Annotated in this window: 18 protein-coding genes; 5 read left to right on the forward strand and 13 right to left on the reverse strand. The window is 65.1% G+C overall.

All coding sequences use genetic code 11. The features are described 5' to 3' along the window. Positions 1–22: 22 nt before the first annotated feature. Genes YQ44_RS19660 through gspG form a run of 4 tightly spaced genes read right to left on the reverse strand, consistent with a single transcriptional unit; the run spans position 23 to position 4,227 of the window. On the reverse strand, positions 23–847 hold the full coding sequence (locus YQ44_RS19660; RefSeq protein WP_156894916.1) for a hypothetical protein: 825 nt from the start codon (positions 845–847) through the stop codon (positions 23–25). Then, the gene (locus YQ44_RS19665) at positions 840–2,543 is read right to left on the reverse strand and encodes a GspE/PulE family protein (RefSeq protein ID WP_071326632.1); all 1,704 of its coding nucleotides are present in this window, start codon (positions 2,541–2,543) and stop codon (positions 840–842) included. Before YQ44_RS19665 ends, YQ44_RS19660 begins: the two co-directional genes overlap by 8 nt. Further along, positions 2,543–3,748 (reverse strand): type II secretion system F family protein, encoded by a 1,206-nt coding sequence (locus tag YQ44_RS19670; protein WP_071324819.1) that lies wholly within the window; start codon positions 3,746–3,748, stop codon positions 2,543–2,545. Before YQ44_RS19670 ends, YQ44_RS19665 begins: the two co-directional genes overlap by 1 nt. A gap of 35 nt (positions 3,749–3,783) precedes the next feature. Then, positions 3,784–4,227, reverse strand: a complete 444-nt coding sequence (gene gspG, locus YQ44_RS19675; RefSeq protein ID WP_071324820.1) for a type II secretion system major pseudopilin GspG — start codon at positions 4,225–4,227, stop codon at positions 3,784–3,786. Between the two features lie 465 nt (positions 4,228–4,692). On the opposite strand from gspG, the gene YQ44_RS19680 reads away from it, so the two are divergent. The 3 genes from YQ44_RS19680 (at position 4,693) to YQ44_RS19690 (ending at position 9,238) form a co-directional block, all read left to right on the forward strand. Beyond that, positions 4,693–5,451, forward strand: a complete 759-nt coding sequence (locus YQ44_RS19680; protein ID WP_071324821.1) for an NF038120 family PEP-CTERM protein — start codon at positions 4,693–4,695, stop codon at positions 5,449–5,451. A 41-nt stretch (positions 5,452–5,492) separates the two neighbouring features. Next, a complete protein-coding gene (locus tag YQ44_RS19685; RefSeq protein WP_071324822.1) occupies positions 5,493–8,645 on the forward strand; it encodes a S8 family peptidase in 3,153 nt (1,050 codons plus the stop codon). A 128-nt stretch (positions 8,646–8,773) separates the two neighbouring features. Beyond that, positions 8,774–9,238, forward strand: a complete 465-nt coding sequence (locus YQ44_RS19690; RefSeq protein WP_083411962.1) for a protease inhibitor I9 family protein — start codon at positions 8,774–8,776, stop codon at positions 9,236–9,238. Here YQ44_RS19690 and YQ44_RS19695 read toward each other — a convergent pair. The 4 genes from YQ44_RS19695 to YQ44_RS19710 form a co-directional block, all read right to left on the reverse strand. Next, positions 9,235–9,918: a LuxR C-terminal-related transcriptional regulator gene (locus YQ44_RS19695; RefSeq protein WP_071324824.1), complete on the reverse strand. Its 684-nt coding sequence runs from the start codon at positions 9,916–9,918 to the stop codon at positions 9,235–9,237. The genes YQ44_RS19690 and YQ44_RS19695 overlap by 4 nt on opposite strands. Further along, positions 9,915–10,616, reverse strand: coding sequence for a winged helix-turn-helix domain-containing protein (locus YQ44_RS19700; RefSeq protein WP_071326633.1), 702 nt, complete (start codon positions 10,614–10,616; stop codon positions 9,915–9,917). Before YQ44_RS19700 ends, YQ44_RS19695 begins: the two co-directional genes overlap by 4 nt. A 192-nt stretch (positions 10,617–10,808) precedes the next feature. Beyond that, positions 10,809–11,447, reverse strand: a complete 639-nt coding sequence (locus YQ44_RS19705; RefSeq protein ID WP_071324825.1) for an NF038129 family PEP-CTERM protein — start codon at positions 11,445–11,447, stop codon at positions 10,809–10,811. Positions 11,448–11,457: 10 nt separating this feature from the next. Then, entirely contained in the window at positions 11,458–14,454 is a 2,997-nt protein-coding gene (locus tag YQ44_RS19710) for an ExeM/NucH family extracellular endonuclease (RefSeq protein WP_071324826.1), read from the reverse strand. Between the two features lie 466 nt (positions 14,455–14,920). Between YQ44_RS19710 and YQ44_RS29375 the strand changes: the two genes are divergently transcribed. After that, on the forward strand, positions 14,921–15,661 hold the full coding sequence (locus YQ44_RS29375) for a PEP-CTERM sorting domain-containing protein (protein WP_232250948.1): 741 nt from the start codon (positions 14,921–14,923) through the stop codon (positions 15,659–15,661). A gap of 54 nt (positions 15,662–15,715) precedes the next feature. Here the strand turns inward: YQ44_RS29375 and YQ44_RS19720 are convergent, their stop codons facing one another. From YQ44_RS19720 to YQ44_RS19730, 3 genes are all read right to left on the reverse strand, one after another. Continuing rightward, positions 15,716–16,738 carry a TIGR03790 family protein gene (locus tag YQ44_RS19720; protein WP_071324828.1) on the reverse strand — a complete coding sequence of 341 codons (1,023 nt, stop codon included), beginning with the start codon at positions 16,736–16,738 and terminating at the stop codon, positions 15,716–15,718. A 157-nt stretch (positions 16,739–16,895) separates the two neighbouring features. After that, positions 16,896–17,474, reverse strand: a complete 579-nt coding sequence (locus tag YQ44_RS19725) for an FxDxF family PEP-CTERM protein (RefSeq protein WP_071324829.1) — start codon at positions 17,472–17,474, stop codon at positions 16,896–16,898. A 78-nt stretch (positions 17,475–17,552) separates the two neighbouring features. Continuing rightward, positions 17,553–18,107, reverse strand: a complete 555-nt coding sequence (locus YQ44_RS19730) for an FxDxF family PEP-CTERM protein (RefSeq protein WP_071324830.1) — start codon at positions 18,105–18,107, stop codon at positions 17,553–17,555. A gap of 384 nt (positions 18,108–18,491) precedes the next feature. On the opposite strand from YQ44_RS19730, the gene YQ44_RS19735 reads away from it, so the two are divergent. Further along, on the forward strand, positions 18,492–18,911 hold the full coding sequence (locus YQ44_RS19735) for a DapH/DapD/GlmU-related protein (RefSeq protein WP_232250949.1): 420 nt from the start codon (positions 18,492–18,494) through the stop codon (positions 18,909–18,911). 3 nt (positions 18,912–18,914) lie between these two features. Here YQ44_RS19735 and YQ44_RS19740 read toward each other — a convergent pair whose 3' ends face one another. Together YQ44_RS19740 and YQ44_RS19745 are read right to left on the reverse strand one after the other, a co-directional pair. After that, a complete protein-coding gene (locus YQ44_RS19740) occupies positions 18,915–20,345 on the reverse strand; it encodes a mannose-1-phosphate guanylyltransferase/mannose-6-phosphate isomerase (RefSeq protein WP_071324832.1) in 1,431 nt (476 codons plus the stop codon). Between the two features lie 14 nt (positions 20,346–20,359). Continuing rightward, positions 20,360–21,514 carry a sugar phosphate nucleotidyltransferase gene (locus YQ44_RS19745; protein WP_071324833.1) on the reverse strand — a complete coding sequence of 385 codons (1,155 nt, stop codon included), beginning with the start codon at positions 21,512–21,514 and terminating at the stop codon, positions 20,360–20,362. Positions 21,515–21,620 lie beyond the last annotated feature (106 nt).

Raw genomic sequence — 21,620 nt, forward strand, 5'->3', positions numbered from 1 at the left:
GCGCAATCGTTATCCATATGTATCATGCCGCGCCTCCGCTGCGTGCCAGCTGCGCGGCCGGCGACGACGCGCCGTCCACGCCTGGCGGGGCGAACGCACTGCATATCAACGCACCCGGCGCGCGCGGCGCCAGCCAGTCGGGCGGCGCCGCGCCGCACAGCTGCAGCAAGCCTGGCGCGTCCATGCCCTGCAGCAGCGCTTCGCGCGCCAGCGTCTGCTCCATCCAGTAATGGCCGGCGTCATGCGGCACGGGCACGGCGCGCACGGCGTGCAGCACACCTTCGCGCGGCACACCCAGGGTCAGCGTCTGCGCCTGCAGCTGGCCAAACCAGGCGCCCGGCTTGAGTGCGCCCTGCCAGCGGTTCCAGCTGCGCACGAATTGCGGCGTGATGAAAATCAAGGCCAGCTTGCGGTCCAGGGCCACGCGCGTCAGCTGCGCCAGCAGTGCGCGCGGCACGGCGCAAAAGAATGGCGCGCGCGCATCCCAGGCACCGCTGCTTTGCCACAGGCCCGGCGCATCGCCATACAGGGCCTGGAAACGCAGCGCGGCAGCCGCCTCGATATCGGCCAGGCGCGTGGCGCCCTGCGGCAAATCCACCTGCCACAGGCGCGTCAACGCGTCGTCGAGCACCACCGACAGGGGCCAGCCCGCGTACTCGCCAGCCGGCAGCACCTGTTCCAGCGCCTGCCCGAGGGCGGAAAAATCGCCATGCAGGCTGTCGTCCGGCGCGTAGGCCCGCTCGGCCAGCGGCGTCCAGGCGGGCGCGCGCCAGCGGCTGCTGCGCCACAGGCTCACGCCATCCACCGCCACGCCCAGGCGCAGTCCATGTCCTATGCCTCTACGCATGCAGGGTGACCCTCTTGATTTCCGTGATGGTGGTGGCGCCCCGCTTCACCAGCTCCAGCGCCGCCAGGCGCAGGCTGCGCGTGCCGTTCGCATAGGCGGCCGCCTTGATCTGGCGGATCGGTTTTTTATCGACGATGAGTTCGCGGATTTCATCCGTCAGCACGAGGATCTCGGCGATCGAGCGGCGCCCCTTGTAACCGGTGCCGCGGCAGTCGCCACAGCCCTTGCCCTGCTTGAACTGGTAGTCATACACATCGGCCCGCACCAGGCCCACGCTGGCCAGCTCCTGCTCGTCAGGCGTGTAGTCGGTGGCGCAATGGGGGCAGTTGGTGCGGATCAGGCGCTGCGCCCAGATGCCGTTCAGGGCCGAGACAAACGCATACGGATCGATGCCCATGTGCGTGAAGCGACCAAACACGTCGAACACATTGTTCGCATGCACGGTGGTCAGCACCAGGTGGCCCGTGAGGGCCGACTGCACGGCGATTTCCGCCGTCTCGCGGTCGCGGATCTCGCCCACCATGATCTTGTCCGGGTCGTGGCGCAGGATCGAGCGCAGGCCCTTGGCAAAGGTCAGCCCCTTCTTTTCATTGACGGGGATCTGCAGGATGCCGGGCAGCTGGTATTCGACGGGGTCTTCGATGGTGATGATCTTTTCGCGCCCGTTGTGGATTTCCGTCAGCGCCGCGTACAGGGTCGTCGTCTTGCCCGAACCCGTGGGGCCCGTCACCAGCAGCATGCCGTAGGCTTCCTGCGCCAGCGTGCGCAGGGCCACCAGCGACGGCGCATCAAATCCCAGCGCTTCCAGCGTCAGGGCGCCATACGCTTCGATCATGGCGCGCTTGTCGAGAATACGGATGACGGCATCCTCGCCATGGATGCTGGGCATGATGGAGACGCGCAGGTCGATCTCGCGTCCGCCCGCCTCGACGCGGAAACTGCCGTCCTGCGGCACGCGGCGCTCGGCGATATCGAGTTCGGCCAGCACCTTCAGGCGCGAGATGATGTGCTCCGCCACCTCGATGCCGTTGACGGAGGTGGCATGATCGAGCACGCCGTCGACGCGGTACTTGACGGCCAGGCCGCCGGCCGTGCTTTCCAGGTGGATGTCCGAGGCGCCCGCCTTCAGCGCGTCATATAAAGTCGAGTTGACCAGCTTGACGGCGGGACTGGCCGCTTCCGAGACGCTGGCAAACGACAGCACGGCCGCCGTCTTGCCGTCGCGCCGGGCGTCGCCGGCGGCGCCAGGCAGCAGGTTATCGACGGCGCGCGCCGATTCTTCCTGTTTCGACAGGTAGGCGCCGATGTCGGCCTGCAGCGCCAGGCGCATGGCCAGCGGCGCGTGCGCGCCCTGTCCGGCGCGGGCAGCAAGCCAGGTCTGCAGGTCGAGGTCGAACGGGTCGGCGATCACCCCCACCAGCTGGCCGTCGCCGGCGCGCAGCAGCACGCTGTGGCGCGCCAGCGCCTGCGACAGCGGCAGCAGGTCAAACGCGGGCGCGAAGGCCAGCATGTCGGCCGTCTCCAGCACGGCCAGGCCAAACGGGCGCGCCAGTTCCTGCACCACCTGGCGCGCGTCGATGCCGCTCAATTGCTGCAACTCCTCGACCAGGCTGCGCTTCGATTGCTGGCACAGGCCGCGCGCGCGCTGCATCAGCGCGGGGTCGATCGCCACGACGGGCACGGAAGCGGTCTGCATCATGAGATATCGCCGGCAAGGTCAAAGATGGGCATGTACAGCAGGATCACGATGGCGCCGACGATCAGGCCGATGGCGGCCATCAGCAGCGGTTCGAAGGTGCGCGTGAAACGGTCGATCCAGCGGCTGATTTCGCCGTCATAAAAAGCCGCGGACTGGGTCAGCATGGGCCCCATGTCGCCCGTGCGCTCGCCCACGCGCAGCATGCGCAGCGAGATCGGTGTCGTCAGCTGGTGCTGTTCGAAGGCGGACGACAGCGGCTGGCCCGCTTCGATGGCGCCGCGCGCCAGCTGCAGCGACGCCTGCATGCGCGGCGACACCATCGCCTGCACGGTGGCAATGGCTTGCACGATGGTGATGCCGCCCTCGGACAGCATGCCCAGGGTCAGGTACAGGCGCGACAGTTCATAGATGCGCACGCGTTCGCCGATGCCGGGCAGCTTCGCCAGCAGGCGCGCCACGCCGCCATTGCGCAGCACGCGCCGCACGGCCGTAAAGACAACGCTGCCGGCAAGCGCCAGCCCCAGCAACAGCAGCAAGCCATGTTCGGTGACGAACTGGCCCCAGCTGAGCATCACTTGCGACATCCACGGCAGGTTGCGCCCGGCGCCCTGGTAGACCTCGGCGAAACGCGGCACCACATAGCTGATCAAAAAGGCACTGACGCCGCCGCCCACGGCCAGCAGGATGGCGGGATAAATGGCGGCACTGACGATCTTGGCGCGCACGGCGTCGATGCGCTGCTGGTAATCGATATAGCGCGACAGCGCGCGCGGCAGATCGCTCGTGCCTTCGGCCGCCTTGACGATGCCGATATACAAGGGGGGAAACAGTTCGGCCTGTTCAGCCAGCACGGCGGAAAAGCGCTTGCCCTCGCGCAAGCCTTCCAGCAGACGCGTGAGCACGCTGCGCGTGGCGGCGGCCGCCTCCTTTTCCAGCAAGGCTTCCAGCGCCTCGACGATGCCGAGGCCCGCGTTGAGCAGGGCCAGCAATTCCTGGCTGAACAGCAGCAACGGCAGCGCGCGCGCACGCTGGCGCCCGGCCGCGCTGAACGGCGTGGCGCGCAACGGCCGGATGGCGCTGACGAACAGGCCGCGCGCTTCGGCCTGGCGGCGTACATCGGCTTCGTCGCGACCGTCGATCACGCACGTCGACAGGGTGGCTACCGCCTGGTCCGTCGAGAGCGCGCGTACTTCAAACTGCATGATGACGTATCCGTGAGGGAAAAGTGGTGCTGGCGTTATTGCGAGCTGATATCGGCATTCTCGCCGCTGCCGCCCGGCTGGCCATCCTTGCCCATGGAGACGATGTCATATTCGCCCTTGCTGCCAGGGGCGCGGTATTGATAGGCGTGTCCCCACGGATCGAGCGGCACGCTTTTCTTCAAGTAAGGACCGTTCCAGCGGGTGCCGGCGGCCGGCGGCGCCACCAGCAGCGCGGCCAGGCCCTCTTCCGTGGTCGGGTAGCGGCCCACATCCAGGCGGTAGGTATCGAGCGATTTTTCAAATGCCTCGATCTGCGCCTTGGCCACCGTCACTTCGGATTTGCCCAGCTGGGCGAAATATTTGGGGCCGACGTACGCCGCCAGCAAGCCGATGATCACGATGACGACCAACAATTCGAGCAATGTAAAACCGCGCGCGCCGCGCGCTGCCGCCAAATTCTGCCTGTGTGCTGCATGCATCCGGTAACTCCTTAATACCAACCTTCACTATCTTGCGTCGCTGCGCGCGGCGGATGGCCACGCACGGACGACACGCGCTTGCCCGATGCGCATCAGCCTACCATGCCGCTTATGGTTAATACAATCTTTTCTTTGTACTGTGAACAACAAATTGCGCGGGAAACCATCAAGCCTGCGCGAAACGGCCGCCGTGCCGCGCGCACGTGACAAGCTGGTTAATTACTCAACTATTTTCAATGCGGAAACTATCTACTCTTGGTTAGCAATTCATAGTAAGTGATGAATTTTATTCATTCATTATTTGTAACTTTCAAATTAAATTTGAAAGAATATCGAACAATCAAATTGCCTCTTTTGCTATAGTAAAAATCAATTTTCTGCGCATTGGTCTTATCCGTCCGCGCAGCAAAGAGCACCCAAGACGCAAAACATATTGCATCCTAAATAATCACCAAGGGAAAATTCATGACTCGTATTGTGCATTCGAAGGCAGCTTCCGCAGCAAGTCCCTTCTCGGCCAAGCAGTTGACTGGTGCCGCCATCCTGGCCCTGTCCGTCGCCTGCGCCCCCGCCGCCATCGCGGACGTGATCAACTTCGACAATCTCGATAGCCAGTTCGTCGGCCATGGCGACGCGCTGGAAGTCGGCAAATTCCTGCTGACGGGCGCTTCGAATGTCACCGGCGCCAGTTATGGCGACCTGGTCGGCGCGGTGTTCGATGGCACGGACCCGGCCGCCTGCGGCATGGCGTGCCCGACCAACAATACGAGCAATTACTATGCCTCGCTCAACGACGGCATCGTCTACCTCGATCCGCTGAACCCGGGCGGCAGCGTCAGCCTGCAAGGCTTCGACGCCAGCTTCATCGGCTACGCCCAGGGCGTCAGCTACCCGGCGGTGGCCGGCCTGCTGCGCGTGCAAGGCTTCTATGCCAACGGTTCTTCCATCTATGAAACGTATCAGCTGGGCGGCCCCGTCGGCGGCAACTTCCAGTTCCAGCACTACAGCACCAGCGCCAACTTCGGCAGCCAGCAATTCGCCTCGCTGGCCTTCTTCGGCTTCACTTGCAACACGGCCGGCAGTTGCAGCGCCTTCAGCACCAACAAGGGCCAGTTTGCGCTCGACAATATCGTCGCCTCGGTACCGGAGCCATCGACCTACGCGATGCTGCTGCTGGGCCTGGCAAGCATCGGTTTCGCGGCGCGCCGCCGCCAGCAAGCCTGATTCGTCCCCTTACGCTACCGTTACCGTTACAGGAAATCCTCATGACATTCCGTCCCGCTTTGCGTCCCATTTCGCTCGCCGTGCTGAGCCTGTTTGCCAGCCTGAGCTTCCAGGCCCACGCCGACGACCTGCGCCGCCCCTACATCGTGCAACTGACCGATAAACCGATCGCTTCCTACGCCGGCTCGGTGGAAGGCCTGGGCGCGACCCAGCCTGCCGCCGGCGGCCGCCTCGACCTGGCCAGCGCGGAAGTGCAGCTGTACGGCGACTACCTCGAGCAGAAACAGGCGCGGGTACAGGCCCTCGTCGCCGCCGCGCCCGTGCAATACCAGTACAAGATCGTCCTCAACGGTTTCTCCGCCCTGCTGACCGACGCCGAAGTGCGCCAGCTGCAGGCCAGCGGCGAAGTGGCCAGCATCGCCCCCGACGAACCGCGCACCCTGCAGACGAACTACACGCCGACCTTCCTGGGCCTGGACCAGCCGGGCGGCCTGTGGAGCCAGCTGGGCGGCAAGCAGCATGCGGGCGAAGACATCATCATCGGCATCGTCGATGGCGGCGTGTGGCCGGAAAACCTGTCGTATGCGGACAAGGTCGACGCCAACGGCACCCCGACCTTCGACCCGAACGCCACCCTGGCCTACGGCGCCGCGCCAGCCGCCTGGAAGGGCAGCTGCCAGGCGGGCGAAGGCTTTACGCAAGCCCATTGCAACAACAAGCTGCTCGGCGCGCAATACTTCAACGCCGTGCGCCTGACCGAAACGGACAAGATCCAGCACTGGAGCGAATTCACGTCGCCGCGCGATTCCGTTGGCGACCCCAGCGGTGAAGGCGGCCACGGCACGCACACCTCGTCCACCGCGGGCGGCAATGCGGGCGTGCCCGTCACGGCGAACGGTTCGCCGCTGGGCGCGATTTCCGGCGTCGCGCCGCGCGCCCGCCTGTCCGTCTACAAAGTGTGCTGGTCCTACAACCTGGCCACCCAGCCCACGGGCGCGAAGAACGGCTGCTACGGCGGCGACAGCGTGGCGGCGATCGAAAAAGCCGTGCAGGATGGCGTACACGTGATCAACTACTCGATCAGCGGCGGCGGCAGCGTCAACGATCCCGTCGAGCAAGCCTTCCTGCATGCCTCGAATGCGGGCGTCTTCGTTGCCGCATCGGCCGGCAACGCGGGCCCGGCCAACACGGTAGCCCACGTCAGCCCATGGATCACGACGGTGGCCGCCTCGACGCACAACCGCGCCAACCAGGCCAACGTCACCCTGAGCAACGGCGCCAGCTACACGGGCGCCTCGCTCAACTACAACCCGCTGCCGGCGACCACCCTGATCCGCGCGCAGGACGCGGGCCTGCCCGGCGCCGATGCGCAAAAGCTGGCCCTGTGCTACCGCGCCGGCGACAATGGCGGCGTCGCCCTGCTGGACCCGGCCAAGGTCGCCGGCAAGGTCGTCAGCTGCCTGCGCGGCACCACGGCGCGCACCGACAAGGGCCTCGCCGTGCTGGAAGCGGGCGGCGCCGGCATGGTGCTGGTCGACACGGGCGTGGGCCTGGTATCCGACCCGCACGTGCTGCCGGCCGTGCACGTGAGCGCCGCCGATGGCGCGCTGATCAACGCCCAGGCGCAAACGGGCGTGGCCAAGGCGGCCATCTCGCGCTTCGTCACCAATGGCAACGGCCCCGCCGCGCCCGTGGTGGCCGACTTCTCGTCGCGCGGCCCGAACCTGTACGACGCCAACCTGCTCAAGCCCGACGTCACGGCGCCTGGCGTGGACATCCTGGCCGGCGGCTCGCCTGCCCTGTCGCGCGCGCAGCGCGACGCCGTGCAGGATGGCAGCCTGGTGCCGGCGCAAGCCTACATCTTCCTGCAAGGCACGTCGATGGCCAGCCCGCACGTCGCCGGCCTGGCCGCCCTGCTGCGCCAGCAGCATCCTGACTGGAGCCCGGCCGCCATCAAGTCGGCCCTGATGACCACCGGCAGCACCACCCTGCCCGACATCCAGACCGGCGACGCGCGCGGCATCCTGCCATGGGGCCAGGGCGCCGGCCACGTGACGCCGAACAAGGCCACGGATCCGGGCCTCGTGTACGACGCCAGCCTGGCCGACTACAAGAAATACATGTGCGGCGTCGGCATGACGGCCGAATGCGCGGGCGGCACGATCGCCGGCTACAACCTGAACGTGCCGTCGATCACCATCGCCAACGTGCTGGGCACGCAAACGGTGACGCGCCGCGTCACCAACGTGGGCAGCAGCAGCGCCACCTACACGGCCAGCGCCTCGATCAGCGGCTACAGCGTGGCGGTGGCGCCTGCCACCCTGGTGCTGGCACCGGGCGAAACCAAATCCTTCAACGTGACCCTGACGCGCACCACGGCGCCGGACAACGCATGGCAATACGGTGCGCTCGTCTGGAGCGACGGCGTGCACACGGTGCGCAGCCCCGTCACGGCCCGCTCGGGCCGCGCGGTGCAGTCGCCGGCATTGCTGCAGTCCGACAAGGTCAGCGGCTTGCGTTCGCTGACCCTGTCCACCGGCTTTGCCGGCAAGGTCGGCGCAGCGACGGGCGGCCTGAAGGAAGTGACGCGCAGCGCGCAAACCATCAGCCAGGCCGTGCCGGGCAGCGTGGAAACGCTGGCGCAGATGGCCACCGCCTGCAAGGCAGGCGCCAGCGGCGTGCGCGTGGTCAATGTCAGCATTCCCGCCAGCACGGTGGTGGCGCGCTTCGAAACCTTCGACCGTGACACCACGGAAGGCGCCGGCAATGACCTCGACCTGCTGCTGCTCAACAGCGCCGGCGCGACCGTCGCCACCTCGGCCACGGCCGGCTCGAACGAGGCGATCACCGTGACCACCCCGGCGGCGGGCAACTACAAGCTGTGCGTGGTCGGCTACGAGCTGGCGAATGGCGCGTCGACCGGCTTCGGCCTGTCGTCGGCCGTCGTCACGACGGCCGACAAGGGCGGCAACCTGAAAGCCACCCTGCCAGGCAAAGTGTATGTGGGCGGCAGCGCCACGGCCGGCGTCAGCTGGTCGGCGCTGGAAACGGGCAAGCGCTACCTGGGCGGCGTGGTCTTCCTTGATGGCAACAACGCGGCGGCTTCCACCACCGTGCTGTCGGTGGAAACCAACAGCCCGCTGCCGCTGGCAGTGCCGAGCCTGCGCAACGTGAAAGCGGACGCCAAGCTGTAAGCACCTCGTTCCAACGGCAACACGGCGCGCCCTGCGGGGCGCGTTTTTTTATGTGCGGCCGGTAGCGCCGCAGATACAGGCGTAGAATCGGCAGCACAGGTGCCTCCCCTACGCCTGGAAAGCATGCCATGCCCTCGAAACACTGGATACTAGCCGCGATCGCCGGCGTAAGCAGCATGGCCGGCGCCGCGCAGGCGGACCAGCACAAACCGGCGCAGCAGGCGCGACACGCCTATATCGTGCAATTGACGGATGCGCCGCTGGCCTCGTACACGGGCGGCGTGGCGGGCCTGGCCCCCACCCTCGTCCAGGGCCGGCGCCTGAACACGGGCAGCGAGGCGGCGCGCCGCTACACGGCTTACCTGGAAGAGCGCCAGCGCGCCGTGCTGGCGCTGGTGGCCAAGGCCCCCGTGCAATACCGCTATACGGTGACCCTGAACGGCTTCGCGGCCATGCTGACACCGGACGAGGTGGCGCGCCTGAGAGCCAGCCCGGACGTGGCGCAGGTGTCGCTGAGCACCATCGAATACACGCACGGCGACGGCGGCAATGGCAATGGAAGGCAGCAGGCCACGCCGCAGGACCAGCGCTAGTGGCTGAGCAGGCGCAGCGCGATGCCGCGCGACACGGCTTGCATGCGGTTGCTCACGCCCAGTAATTTATAGATGCGCTGCAAATGGCTTTTCACGGTGGCGCCGCTGATGCCGAGGATTTGTCCTACTTCATCGTTGCTTTTTCCCTCGCGCACCCAATGCAGCACTTCCAGCTCGCGCGCGCTGGCCGCGCGCGACGCGGCCGGGCCAGCCATGGACGTGCGCCCGCTGTCCTGCAGCGCCAGCCAGTGCATATGCAGGCAGGGCAGCAGCAATTCCAGCATGTAGGTTTGCCGCATTGCATCGGCCGACGACAGCGCGAACAGGGCGAAAAAACTGCCTCCCCCCGCCGCCGCATTGCCATGCACCAAGACCTGCCCGATGACGGCCGCCTTCTGGCCGCCCGCGCGCCAGGCCTGCGCCAGGCGCGCCACCTGGCCATCGCGTATATCGTTGATGTCGCGCAACTGCGCGGCATCGAGCACGCAGCTGTGCCACGCCTCGCTGCGCAGCACGCTCCCATCGGCGCCCAGCTGCGCGCAGACGAGGATGGCGTGCGGCAGCAAGGCTTGCAGCGGCCCCTGGCTCCACAGGAAAAAATCGCTGGGCGCGGCGATGCCATGCGCGCCCACGATGGCATGCAGCAGATACTCCTGTTCGCGTCCCGTCAGCAATATCATGCGCAGACAGCCGCATCGGCTGCCAGGTAGCGGTAACCGCTGCCGCGCACGGTTTCGATATGGTGGCCGCAGCCGCCCGGCTGCAACGCTTGCCGCAAGCGCCCCACATGGGCATCCACCGTGCGCTCGTCGAGGTAGGCGGCATGGCCCCATACCTGGTCCAGCAGTTGCGCGCGGCTATGCACGCGGCCCGGATGGCCCATGAGGAAATGCAGCAGCTTGAATTCCACGCGCCCCAGGTTGACGGCCACGCTGCCTGCCGTCACGCGCAAGGTGTGCGGATCGAGGCGCAAGGCGGTGGCCGCCGTGCCGCGCAGGGCCGAGGGCGCGCGCCGGCGCAGCAGCGCATGCACGCGGGCCAGCATTTCACGGGGACCGAAGGGTTTGCACAGGTAATCGTCGGCGCCGCTCTCGAGCGCCAGCACCTTGTCGTGCTCGCTGTCGCGCGCACTGGCCATGATGATGGGCAAGTCGCACAGCAGCCCATCCTGGCGCACCTGGCGCAGCAGCGCGATGCCGGAAGCATCCGGCAATTCCCATTCCAGCAGCAGCAAGTCCGGCGCAGCGGCCGCCAGCAGCGCCAGCGCACCGCGCGCGTCCGGGGCGCAGCTGACGCGGTAGCCGGCGCCCGTCAGGTTATGCGCCAGCAACGCTTGCATGGCTGGCGCGGGGTCCAGCACCAGGATATGGCCAGGCATCGATGCATCCTCCGGAAAAAGTTGGCGGCCGTCCATGAAAAACTAGACTGCTCGACAAGTTTTTACTATGCATCAAGCGTAAAACGCTGACTAATACAATTTAGTTTCCTGATTTATAGTTTTTACAAATAAATGGCGAAAAAAAACACAGCGGGCCGAGGGCGCGCTGTGTTCAAGCTGGAAAGACGGTGCTTAGGCTGGCGTCACCGCCCGGCGCCGGCGCAAGGCGAAACCGATCAGCGCCAGGCCGCCCGTCAGCATCATCCATTCCGACGCTTCCGGCACGGCCGAGATCGACGCGATGCTCGCATACGTGCTGCCGGCTATGCTCGCTGGCAAGCCACCGTTCAGCGGCGTCAGTTCGAATTGCAGCAGGTTGCCATTCACGTTGCCCAGGTAAGACGTGGCCGTGGCGTCGAGCAAGCCCACGCCGAAGGTCGTGCCCGCATTGCCTGCCGTGTTCAGGAAGTCGCCGCCAAAGACGATATTGAAGGCGAACTTGCCGCCCAGCGTCACGTTCTGGAACCAGTCGTTGTAGGCGCTGCTATTGCCGAAGGTCAAGGTCCCCGGCGCGCTGCCGGTGACGCTGCCCTCCTGCGTTTCCAGCGCGCCAAAGGCGCCCGTGAACTGGCTCAGGGTCGCGGTCGCGCCCGGTGCGGGGCTGTTGCCGGCGATGAAGGCGAAGTCGAGGAAACCGGCGCCCGAGAACTGGCTCGTGTCGATTTCCACGTGGTAGCCGAGCGGATCGGCCAGCGCCACGCTGGAGCTGCCGGCAAGCAAGGCGGCCAGCACGGCGCGGCACAGGGTAAGGTTGAGTGTCGATGCAAACATGATGAGGTCCTTAGAAGTTGCCGGCAAAGATGCTGGCCGAGTAATTGATCGTCACTTTCGACGGGTTAGTGAAGCTGACGGCAAACGAGGCCGTCGCGCCAGGCGCCAGGCTGGCCGCGTTGACGCTGACATACGCCGCGCCCGCATGGCTGCCCGTGGCGTTGGCCAGGGTCACGCCGGCCGGCAAGCCGCCGAACACGACCTGGAATGGCCCGTTGATGGCGGCCGTGCCCGTGTTGGTGAAGGAGAAGGTGCCCGTGTACTTTTGCGTCACGCGGTTGAAGGTCAAGCCCGAGCTGACCTGCGCCACGCCGGCCGTGATGTCGCGGTAGGCAGGCTGCAGGTCCAGGCTGATGACGACGGGATCGTGGTCCGAGGCGCGGTACGGCAAGGCGTTGTACAAGTCTTGCGGCTTGGCCGAATCGATGTTGTAGTCGATCACTTCCGGCTCGTCCGCATTCACATGCCATTCGGCCACGCCAGCTACTTGCGGGCTCAGCGAAGCACTGGCCAGGGCATGGTCGAGGTAGCCGCTCTGGCCGCCGAACACGTACGAGTACGGCATGCCGGACGGCCGCACGAAGCGCTCGAGCTCATTGACGAAGCCGGCGCCCGTGATGACCTGGATCGGGTCTTCCGCGCCATACGAGTTGAGGTCGCCGATGACCAGCACGTCGGCGTCGCCGGCCGCAGCGGCCACCTGCGGCACGAAGCTGCCCACCAGGCGCTGCGCTTGCTGCACGCGCGTGGCGTTCCAGCAGCTCTGGCTGTCGTTTTGATCCGCATCAAGACCGCCGCCGGACGGGCAGCTGCCCTTCGATTTCAGATGGTTGACGATCAGCGAGAATTTCTCGCCATTGCCGGCGCGGAAAGTTTGCGCCATCGGCGGACGGTTGTTGATGGCATTCGCGTCCGACAGGGCGCCGCCCACCAGGCCCAGCTTGGCAGGCTTGTAGATCATCGCCACGCGGATGGCGTCCGTGCCCGTGGCGGCCGGCTTCGGCACCACCGCGTACGTGACGCCGCCGATGGCCGCGTTCAGCTGCTCGACCAGGTAGGTGACGGCCGTCTCGCCATTGTTCTGGATTTCCATCAAGCCCACCACGTCCGCGTCGATGGCTTTCAGCTCGGCCACGATCTTGTCGCGCTGGCGCACGAACTCGGCCAGGTTGTCGGCGCCGCGGCAATTGCTCTTCGTGGTCGACGAACCGACGGTGCAGCCCTGCCCCGTCTGGCCAAACACGTTGTTGCCATTCGTAAAGGTCGTGAAGAAGTTCAGCACGTTGGCGCTCGCCACTTTCACGTTACCTGCGGCCAATTCCGGCGCGCCGGCGCGCGGATTGTCGCGCGAGAACTGCGGCGTTTGCGTCGGCTGCAGTTTATAGGCGGCGCCGCCACCGCCGATGGCGCCAAAATCGACCACGCCCGTCAGGTCGGATACCGTGTCGCCGCTGCGCACGGTGCCATCCTGGCCGATATACGGTATCGTCGGCGGTGCGACAAAGATGCCATCATCGAGCACGATCAGGTTGTTCGCATTGGCCGCGATCAAGGCTTGCGCCTCGGCGGAACCGGCCGGATGGCGGTTGGTCGGCACTTCGCGCCGTCCTGCCGACAGGGTCAGCTCGCCGCGCGCGCCCAGGTAGGCGTTTTGCGACACGGTCAACGGCTGCGTGAAGCGCACCAGCATGCCTTCCACGGCGCCCAAGTTGTCGTTTGGCAAAGTTACATTCGCCGGCACGACGCTGTGGCCCGCGCTTTGCGTGAGGATGGCCGTCACGTCCTTGAATTCCGTGTAGGAATTCTTTGCGCCCGACGGCGTATATTCGAAGACCGTGCCCGTCACGCGCACCAGCTCGCCCGGCTGCACGGTGGTGGTGTTCGCGCCGGTGTAGACAAAGATGCCGTCCGAAGTCGATGGATCGCCATCGCCGGCCGCATCCTGGAGGAAGAAGCCAGTGCCCACTTTCAGGGTGACCACGCCCTCCGTCGTCTGCACGGAATTGGCGTACGGGCTGGTGGCGCCGCTGCCCTGGATTTGCGGAATCGTGTGGCTGACGGCCGCCAGTCCCTGCACGGCCACGTCGATCCGGCACGCAGCCGTCTGCTGCTGGTCGTTGCCGAACTGCACGACGACGGGATAGTTGCCCACCGGTACGCCCGCTGCCACCAGCAGGCTGACGCTGGCGCTCTCGCCGGCCACGCCGGCGGCGCTGAAACCGGCCAGGCTGATGCCGGCCACGGCCGGCGAAGTCAGGATGGCGGCATTGACGACGCCATCGATGTCGGACGCGCGCAGCACGGCGTTGCCGCCATTGCCTGCGGCCAGCGCCAGGCTGGCCGGGCAGCTGGTGATGATCTGGTGCACCACGGGGCCGCCGCAGACGTGGCGTTCGGATGCCGTATTGCGCGGCGTCACACTGCCACTGCTAAAGTCGGCACCGTTGTCGTCCGTGTCGCCGCAGCCGCCATTGGCGCGCGAAATCGACAGCGTATTCGATGGCGCGGGCGCCACATTGCCCTCGTAACCGTTGGCCGTGCCGAAGCCGACCAGGTCGATGACGGCCGCACCCGTCGGGCTGGCGCCCGATTGCGCCGTCTTGCTATTGCTGAGCAGCACCTTGCCCGCCGTGCCCGACATCGCCAGGCTGCCGGTGGCGTCCGGCGTCGGCAGCGCTGCCGTCCCCCCCGCCCCCTTGGCTTGCTGGACCAGCAAATACTGGCCAGGTTGCAAGTCGATAGCCGGCAAAGCCGTCACGGCCCAGGTGGTGCCCGCGGCGGACGCGTACTGCACGCTCCAGTTGTTCACATTCACGGGGCTGGCGCCGCGGTTGAAAATTTCGATGAAGTCGTTGGTATACAAGGCGCCGCTATTGCCGCCGCCGCCATAGACCTGGCTGATGACGATATCGGAAGCGGCCAGGGCCGGCACGGACAGGCCGGCCAGCAAGGCGGCCATGACGGTCAGGCGCAGGGGCGCGCGCAAGGGGGAGAACGAGGTGTGCATGAGTATCCCGGTCGGTAAATAAATGGCGCCGGTCCCGGATGGTCGGCCGGCGCACGACAATTAACAAAAGTATTTCAGACTTGTTATTTGCATATTAAACGTCCACGATGACGACTTGATGACATTTGATTAATCCGAACGGCGTAAAAACCTTGCCCTTCGGCCTCTTCTGATGCCTGGTGAAACGTATTTTTTGAACAACATGCAGCACGGCCGATCAGGCCAAAAAGACGCTGCCAGGAAAAATGTGATATATTTAAGGCAAATAAGTTTGGTTCCTGATAACAACAACCAGCTTCGCAACAACGATACCGCGACAATGAGAGCAAGCCCCAGCCTCGCTTGCCTCTTGGAATGCACATCCGGCCATGCACACAAAGGTCGCATTACCGGTAGCAACATTAATCGCATCACGAACGGACAGCGCACCAGCGCGACGCTCGGGTGCATTCTGAAGAGATACACCATGTTCAAACCAAGCAAGCAATATTCCGTTCTCTGCGCCGCCATGGCGGCAGCCCTGTTCATGTCGGCAGGGATGGCCCAGGCGCAAAGCACGGCGCCCCAGGCCAATGCGGACAGCAAGCGCTGCGAAGCGGGCAATGCGGATGGCGGTGGCAAGGGCGCCGAATTCAACCCCGACAGTTCAAGCAGCGCCTGCAGCCTGGCGAATGGTTTCGTCAACTTTGGCACGCGCAGCAATGACGGTGTCGGCTCGACGCCCGAATTCGGCACGGGCGAGTCCGACCAGGTATTGCGCGCGCCGGCATTTTCCGGCAATAACCATCGCCTGGCCAACGCCCTGGGCCAGCCTGCCGATGCAGGCTACGCCGGCAGCGCCAGCCTGCTGAGCAGCACCGGCGAACACCATTTCGGCAGCCGCGACTTCGTGTATGCGCAGGAAGAACCGGCCATCGAGGGCCGCGGCTATCACGCTGGCCGCGGCCTGCCCGCCGGCGACGTGTATGAGCCATTGCTGGTCTCGTCGGGCGGCGGCATCGCGCCACCGGCCGGTGGCGGCGGCATCGGCGGCGGCGGCGCTGGCGGCGGCTTCGACCGCAGTGGCGGCGGCACGATCGACACGGGCGGCAATGGCGTCGTGGTGCCGCCGATTCCTCCCGTGCCGGAACCGGAAACCTATGTGATGCTGCTGGCAGGCTTGGGACTGCTGAGCTGGATCGGCCGCCGACGCAACGGCAAGGCATAAAAAAAATGGCTCGTACGAGCCATTTTTTTCGCCTGCCGTCATGCCAGCTTGCCGTCAGCGACGGAAGCTGGCGTAGGGCGCCGCCAGGGGGTCGCCGATGAACAAGCCCTGGGCGGGCCAGGCGACGCTGCCCCAGTACGCTTCGAGCGCCGTCATGCCGCTCAGGTAGCGGCGCAGCAGCACCGTGGGATTGGGAAATTTCTGCCAATAATTGCAGGGCTCGCTGACGGTGCCATAACTGGCGGTCGCGCCCGCCTCCAGCCAACGCTGGCTGCTCATCTGCGCCGTGCCCTGCAAATCGCCGCCGAACGAGGTCAGATGGTCGGCCAGGGCGCCCGGCAGGAAGCGCAAGGTGTCGAGCTTGTCCACCTTCGCCATGCCCGTCTGGTACACCATGATGTCCTGTGCGCCTTCCAGCACATCGGCCTTCATGTTCTTGATCGTCAGCTTGCGCTGGCGCACCATCCCGGCAGGCGGGAAAAATGCCGCGCGGCTGTTGCGCGCGCCTTCACTCGTGTTCAGGTAATAGGCGCTGGCGGCCGGCACGGCAAAACCGCTGGCGGTGCCGCGGTCGACGACCGCCTTGGCCTCTTCGACAAAATCGATGGGCAGCAACATCGACAGACGCAGGCCCAGCTGGCTGAAGGGCTGGCCCGTATTGCTGTTGAAGTAGGTGCTGGCCTTGCCGGCGCCGCAGCTCTTCGCGCACTGTCCGCCGTCATATCCCAAGGTAAAGGCCGACGTGATCGAATTGCACTCGACCGCATACGGCGCGCTCCACACCATCAGCACGGCCTGGATGCCCGGCTTCAGCTGGCTGTCGATGCGCTCCTTCAGTTGTGCGAACTGGTCCATGCTCAGCTTGCGCGGCCGGTTCGGGATATGCACATGCACGACATTGGCGGCAGGAATGGCGTGCGCCTGGCGGTAATATTCGCCTACCTCGATACTGTTCGGCTCTGCATCATTGATGACGATGGCCAATTGTGACGGCTGCAAGCCGGGCGCGGCGGCAGGTTCGGCGCCATGGGCGCTACTGGCCAGCAATGCCAGCGACAGACAGAGTGAAATACGCAATGGGGATACCGTGGCAAGATACACGTGCGATTGATCAAAACGGCCGTTTGCCGGCCGCCAATAGTGCCAACAATTATAGCCGCGAACATGGCCCCGGAAACGGGGCCCAAAAAAAACGGAGGCCGAGGCCTCCGCTTTTCCATTCACGCCACGGCCATCACGCCTGCTGCTTGCGGCGGCGCGCCATGAAGCCCACGAGACCCAGGCCTGCCAGCAGCATGGCATAGGTTTCCGGTTCCGGCACGGGATTGACCGACACGTTGCCGCTATAGCTGCCGCCGGCGGCCGAAGCCACGTAGCCATTGACTTCCAGGAAGTAATCGCCAGCGCTCAGGGGCGCCGCGCTGGATGACAGGACCCAGGCCTGGTCCGACGCCGTGAAGTTCACCAGGTCCAGCGCGCCTTGCAAGACGATGCCGCCGGCGTTTTTCAGGCTGAAGCCCGTCAAGGTCAGGCCCGAGTTCAGGCTCGGCTTCAGGGAAGTGGCCAGGCCGCTGAAATCATTGCTACCCGTCAAGGTAAACAGGAACTTGTCGCTGAAGAAGTTGTGCTCGGCGCCTGCCAACTGGCCCGGCGCCAGCGTAAACGAACCGAACAGGTTGCTGCCCGAATAATCGAGCAAGTCCTGCGTCAGGTCGACGGGCGCGTGGCTGATGTCGACGGGGGCCGCTTGCGCGCCCAGGCTGCTGCCGGCCAGCATGATCGCCAGGAACAGGGATTTGAGAATTTTGTTCATACTTTTCACCAAGAAAACAGCGGCCGGCACAGGCTGGCCGCAGGATAAAAATGCGGAAAGGGAGCGATGCCGCGGTGTTCAGGCAGACTTCTGGCGACGGCGCGCCAGGAAGCCCAGCAGGCCCAGGCCGCCCAGCAGCATGCCGTAGCTTGCCGGTTCCGGCACGGCCGACACCAGGCTGCCATTGCCGCTGAAGGTAGCGCCCGCACCCGAAACGAGGTTGCCGCTGACCTTGACGTAATAAGAACCGGCTGCCAGGTTGGCAAAGGACAAGGTCCACTTGTCATCCTTGCCCGTCAATACCTGCGCACCCTGCAGCAGGCTGTGGTTGGCGCTGTCGTACAGGCCCAGGCCCGTCAGGTTCAAGCCATTCGCCGCGCTCGTGCTGGTCGACGTCACCACCAGGTTCACATTGCTGAGCTGCGCCACGTTGAACGTGAAATGATCGTTGAAAAAGTTGTCTTTGTTGCCGGATTTAAACTTGTCGCCAAAGGTCAGCGATCCGCCATTCGCCAGCGTCACGGCCGTCGGCACGGAGCTGATGTCGACGACGGCGGCTGCGGCGGCCTGGGAAAACAGGGCGGCACCGGCAAATGCCACGGTGGCCACGACTGAGCAAATATGTTTCTTCATGCGACTCCACCAAACGTAATTGCAGGCTATAAGTTGCCCACGAGAATTGAATTAATTTAACCAGTGAGAATGATAGCATAAAGCAATTTATTGTATTATTCTTTTTTTAATGAATAATTTCTTTATGGCATCAAATTTGGATGCCGGTTTTTATCGCGGCATGCACAAACATAGTAAAGATATAATCAGTGCCAACGACAACAGGATGGGAAACATGGTGACTGTATGGCAACTTGGACAGCATTAAAGGCGGACACGTATCGGCAATTCGGTCGCAGCAGCTGGGGCTTGACCTTCAAGCAAATTTTACTCAGTAGGACCTTCCGTGTCGTCGCCACCGCCCGCCTCTGCCAGGCGGCATCGCAGGCGGGCGGCTTGTGGCCCATGTTCTTGCCCTTTTGCAAGCTGCTGCATCGCTACGCGGCCAGCCGGGCGGGCGTGGACTTCCCGTGGAAGGCGCAGATCGGCGCCGGCTTTTCCCTCACCCACGGCTGGGGCATGGTCATGAGTCCGGGCGCCGTCCTTGGCCGCAATGTCACACTGTTCCATGGCGTCACGCTGGGCCGCAGCGACCGCATTGCCAAGGATGGCCAGCGCATCACCGGTTACCCGACTCTGGAAGACGAGGTGTGGGTCGGCCCGCACGCCATCATCACGGGCGGCATCACCATCGGGCGCGGCAGCCGCATTGGCGGCGGCGCCGTCGTCACGGAAGACATCCCGCCGTATTCCATCGTCGTGGGCAACCCTGGCAAGGTCGTCAAGAGCGGCTGCACGCCGGATGTGATGCACCGCGTGCCCTGAACCTCAGGCGCGCTGGTAGGCGTCGGCGTAGCGCACGATATCGTCTTCCCCCAGATAGCTGCCCGTCTGCACCTCGATCAGGTGCAGCGGCAGCTTGCCCGGGTTTTCCAGGCGATGCGTCATGCCGATGGGAATGTAAGTGGATTCGTTTTCCGTCAGTAATTTGACGGTCTCGCCGCAGGTGACGCGGGCCGTGCCGCGCACGACCACCCAGTGTTCGGCGCGGTGATGGTGCATCTGCAGCGACAGCTGCCCGCCGGGATTGACGACGATGCGCTTGACCTGGAAGCGCTCGCCCATGTCGATGCCTTCGTAGCTGCCCCAGGGGCGGTACACGAGGCGGTGCTGGACATGCTCGGTGCGCGCATGCCGCTCCAGGTGCTCGACCACCTGCCGCACGCGCTGCACCTGATCGCGGTGCGCGACCAGCACGGCATCATCGGTCTCGACGACCACCAGGTCGTCCACCCCGAGCACGGCCAGCATGCGGCTGCCGGCCCGTACCAGGCAATTGTGCGCGCCATCGAGATAGGCATCGCCGCGCACGACATTGCCATGCTCATCGCCTGGCAAGGCTTGCCACAGGGCCGACCAGGAGCCGATATCGCTCCAGCCGATGGCGGCCGGCACGACGACGGCCCGCTGCGTGTGCTCCATCACGGCATGGTCGATCGAGACGCTGCGGCAGCGGGCAAAGGCGGCCGGCTCCAGGCGGAAAAAGTCGAGGTCGCGACAGCCGTGCGCGACGGCCAGCTCGCAATCGGCCAGCATGGCCGGTTCCAGCGCCTGCAACTCGCCGAGGCAGGCGGCGGCGCGCATAAGGAACATGCCGCTGTTCCACAGGTAGCGCTCATCGGCGAGCAAGGCGCGGGCCGTGGGCAAGTCCGGCTTTTCCACGAAGCGCTCGACCTGCCGCCCTTGCGCCGAGCCGGGCACCGCGGCGCCGGCCAGGATATAGCCGTAACCCGTTTCGGCGGCGGTCGGCACGATGCCGAACGTGGCCAGGGCGCCCGCGGCCGCCAGCGGCGCGGCCTGCGCGATCGCCCGGTGAAACGCGGCCACGTCGCCGATCAGGTGATCGGCGGGCAAGACCAGCATCAGGGCATCGGCATCGCGCGCCAGCAGATACTGCGCGGCGGCCGCCATGGCCGGCGCCGTGTTGCGCCCCAGCGGTTCCAGCAGGATGGCCAGCGGCGCCACGCCGATCTGGCGCAGCTGTTCTGCCACCATGAAACGGTGCTCGTTGCCGCACACCAGCAGCGGCGGCATGACCGTCAGCCCGACGGCGCCCAGGTCGCGCACGCGCAGCACGGTTTCCTGCAGCAGGGTCTGGCTCGATACCAGCGGCAACAATTGCTTGGGCAGCGCCTGGCGCGACAGCGGCCATAGACGGCTACCGGAGCCTCCCGACAAGATCACTGGATAGATGTTCATGTCGGGGCTCCTGGTTATTTGACTGCGCGTAATTCCACGGACATGTCGGCGCGCCGGCGGTTGCGCCGGTCGCGCGCATTGGCCCAGGCGTCGGGGTCATATTGCGACGCGTGCCGCATCTCGCCGGCCCGGTCGACGCTGTAATCCTTGAAGACGATCATTTCATCGAGCACCACGCCCGGCAGCACGCGCGTGTACTCGAACAGCACGCTGCGCACCACTTCGGCGCCCGCGCACACGTGGCTGCCGTGGCCGATCCAGGTCGGCCCGATGATCGTCGCGCCCGCCTCGATGCGGCTGCCCGAACCGATGTAGACGGGGCCTTCGATGCGCGTGCCGCCGCTCCAGTCGATGCTGGTATTCAAGCCGACCCACAGGCCGTCGTCGATCTGGATGCCGGGCACGTCCAGCTGGGCCACTTCGCCCATCAGCACGCTTTGCAGCACTTCCCAGTAATCCTTGACGCTGCCGATATCGATCCAGTTGTAGTCGCGTTTTTGCGCATAGAAAGGCAAGCCCTTCTCGACCAGCAGGGGGAACAGTTCCGAGCCGATGTCGAACGGCCGGTCGCTGGGGATCAATGCCAGCACTTCCGGTTCGAAAATATAGATGCCCGTGCTGACGCAATTGGACAGCGCATCGGCTTGCGCCGGCTTTTCCTGGAAGGCGCGGATGCGGCCGTCGGCGTCGCTGACCACCACGCCATAGCTCGACACCTTGTCCCACGGCACTTCAAGCGTGATGACGGATGCCAGCGCGCCCTTGCGGCGGTGTTCGAACAGGGCCGACTTGATGTCGAGGTCGATCAAGGCATCGCCGCACAGCACGATGGTCGTTTCATCGAAAAAGTTGCCGAATTCCTGGATCTTCTTCATGCCGCCGGCCGAACCCAGCGGCTCGGGCACGACTTCGCCCGCGTCATTCGTATAACCTTCGAAGGAATAGCCGATCTGCACGCCGAACTGGTGCCCCTCGCCGAAATATTCCTCGATTTTTTCATGCAGGTAGCTGACATTGACCATGATTTCGGTAATGCCGTAGCGGGACAGATGTTCGACCAGGTAAGCCATCACCGGCTTGCCCAGGATGGGTATCATCGGTTTCGGTAAATCATAGGTCAGGGGGCGCACGCGGGTGCCCTTGCCTGCAGCCAGTATCATTGCTTTCATCGTCGATCGCTTTCCATCGTTGTTTGGGGTGGATGCGGCGTCCGGCTGGCGTGCCGCCAGCCATCGGCCGTCTTGCGAGCGCATGGGCGGCGCTATCCGTGTCCGC

Source organism: Janthinobacterium sp. 1_2014MBL_MicDiv (assembly GCF_001865675.1).
In the GTDB taxonomy this organism is placed as follows: domain Bacteria; phylum Pseudomonadota; class Gammaproteobacteria; order Burkholderiales; family Burkholderiaceae_D; genus Janthinobacterium.

Bases quoted from the DNA above. Each gene is read 5' to 3' on its own strand.
- YQ44_RS19725 (WP_071324829.1), bottom strand. From the start codon at position 17,474: ATGAACAAAATTCTCAAATCCCTGTTCCTGGCGATCATGCTGGCCGGC.
- YQ44_RS19740 (WP_071324832.1), bottom strand. From the start codon at position 20,345: ATGAACATCTATCCAGTGATCTTGTCGGGAGGCTCCGGTAGCCGTCTA.
- gspG (WP_071324820.1), bottom strand. From the start codon at position 4,227: ATGCATGCAGCACACAGGCAGAATTTGGCGGCAGCGCGCGGCGCGCGC.
- YQ44_RS19700 (WP_071326633.1), bottom strand. From the start codon at position 10,616: ATGCCTGGCCATATCCTGGTGCTGGACCCCGCGCCAGCCATGCAAGCG.
- YQ44_RS19660 (WP_156894916.1), bottom strand. From the start codon at position 847: ATGCGTAGAGGCATAGGACATGGACTGCGCCTGGGCGTGGCGGTGGAT.
- YQ44_RS19680 (WP_071324821.1), top strand. From the start codon at position 4,693: ATGACTCGTATTGTGCATTCGAAGGCAGCTTCCGCAGCAAGTCCCTTC.
- YQ44_RS19730 (WP_071324830.1), bottom strand. From the start codon at position 18,107: ATGAAGAAACATATTTGCTCAGTCGTGGCCACCGTGGCATTTGCCGGT.
- YQ44_RS19710 (WP_071324826.1), bottom strand. From the start codon at position 14,454: ATGCACACCTCGTTCTCCCCCTTGCGCGCGCCCCTGCGCCTGACCGTC.
- YQ44_RS19695 (WP_071324824.1), bottom strand. From the start codon at position 9,918: ATGATATTGCTGACGGGACGCGAACAGGAGTATCTGCTGCATGCCATC.
- YQ44_RS19690 (WP_083411962.1), top strand. From the start codon at position 8,774: ATGCCCTCGAAACACTGGATACTAGCCGCGATCGCCGGCGTAAGCAGC.
- YQ44_RS29375 (WP_232250948.1), top strand. From the start codon at position 14,921: ATGTTCAAACCAAGCAAGCAATATTCCGTTCTCTGCGCCGCCATGGCG.
- YQ44_RS19735 (WP_232250949.1), top strand. From the start codon at position 18,492: ATGTTCTTGCCCTTTTGCAAGCTGCTGCATCGCTACGCGGCCAGCCGG.
- YQ44_RS19670 (WP_071324819.1), bottom strand. From the start codon at position 3,748: ATGCAGTTTGAAGTACGCGCGCTCTCGACGGACCAGGCGGTAGCCACC.
- YQ44_RS19665 (WP_071326632.1), bottom strand. From the start codon at position 2,543: ATGCAGACCGCTTCCGTGCCCGTCGTGGCGATCGACCCCGCGCTGATG.
- YQ44_RS19745 (WP_071324833.1), bottom strand. From the start codon at position 21,514: ATGAAAGCAATGATACTGGCTGCAGGCAAGGGCACCCGCGTGCGCCCC.
- YQ44_RS19685 (WP_071324822.1), top strand. From the start codon at position 5,493: ATGACATTCCGTCCCGCTTTGCGTCCCATTTCGCTCGCCGTGCTGAGC.
- YQ44_RS19705 (WP_071324825.1), bottom strand. From the start codon at position 11,447: ATGTTTGCATCGACACTCAACCTTACCCTGTGCCGCGCCGTGCTGGCC.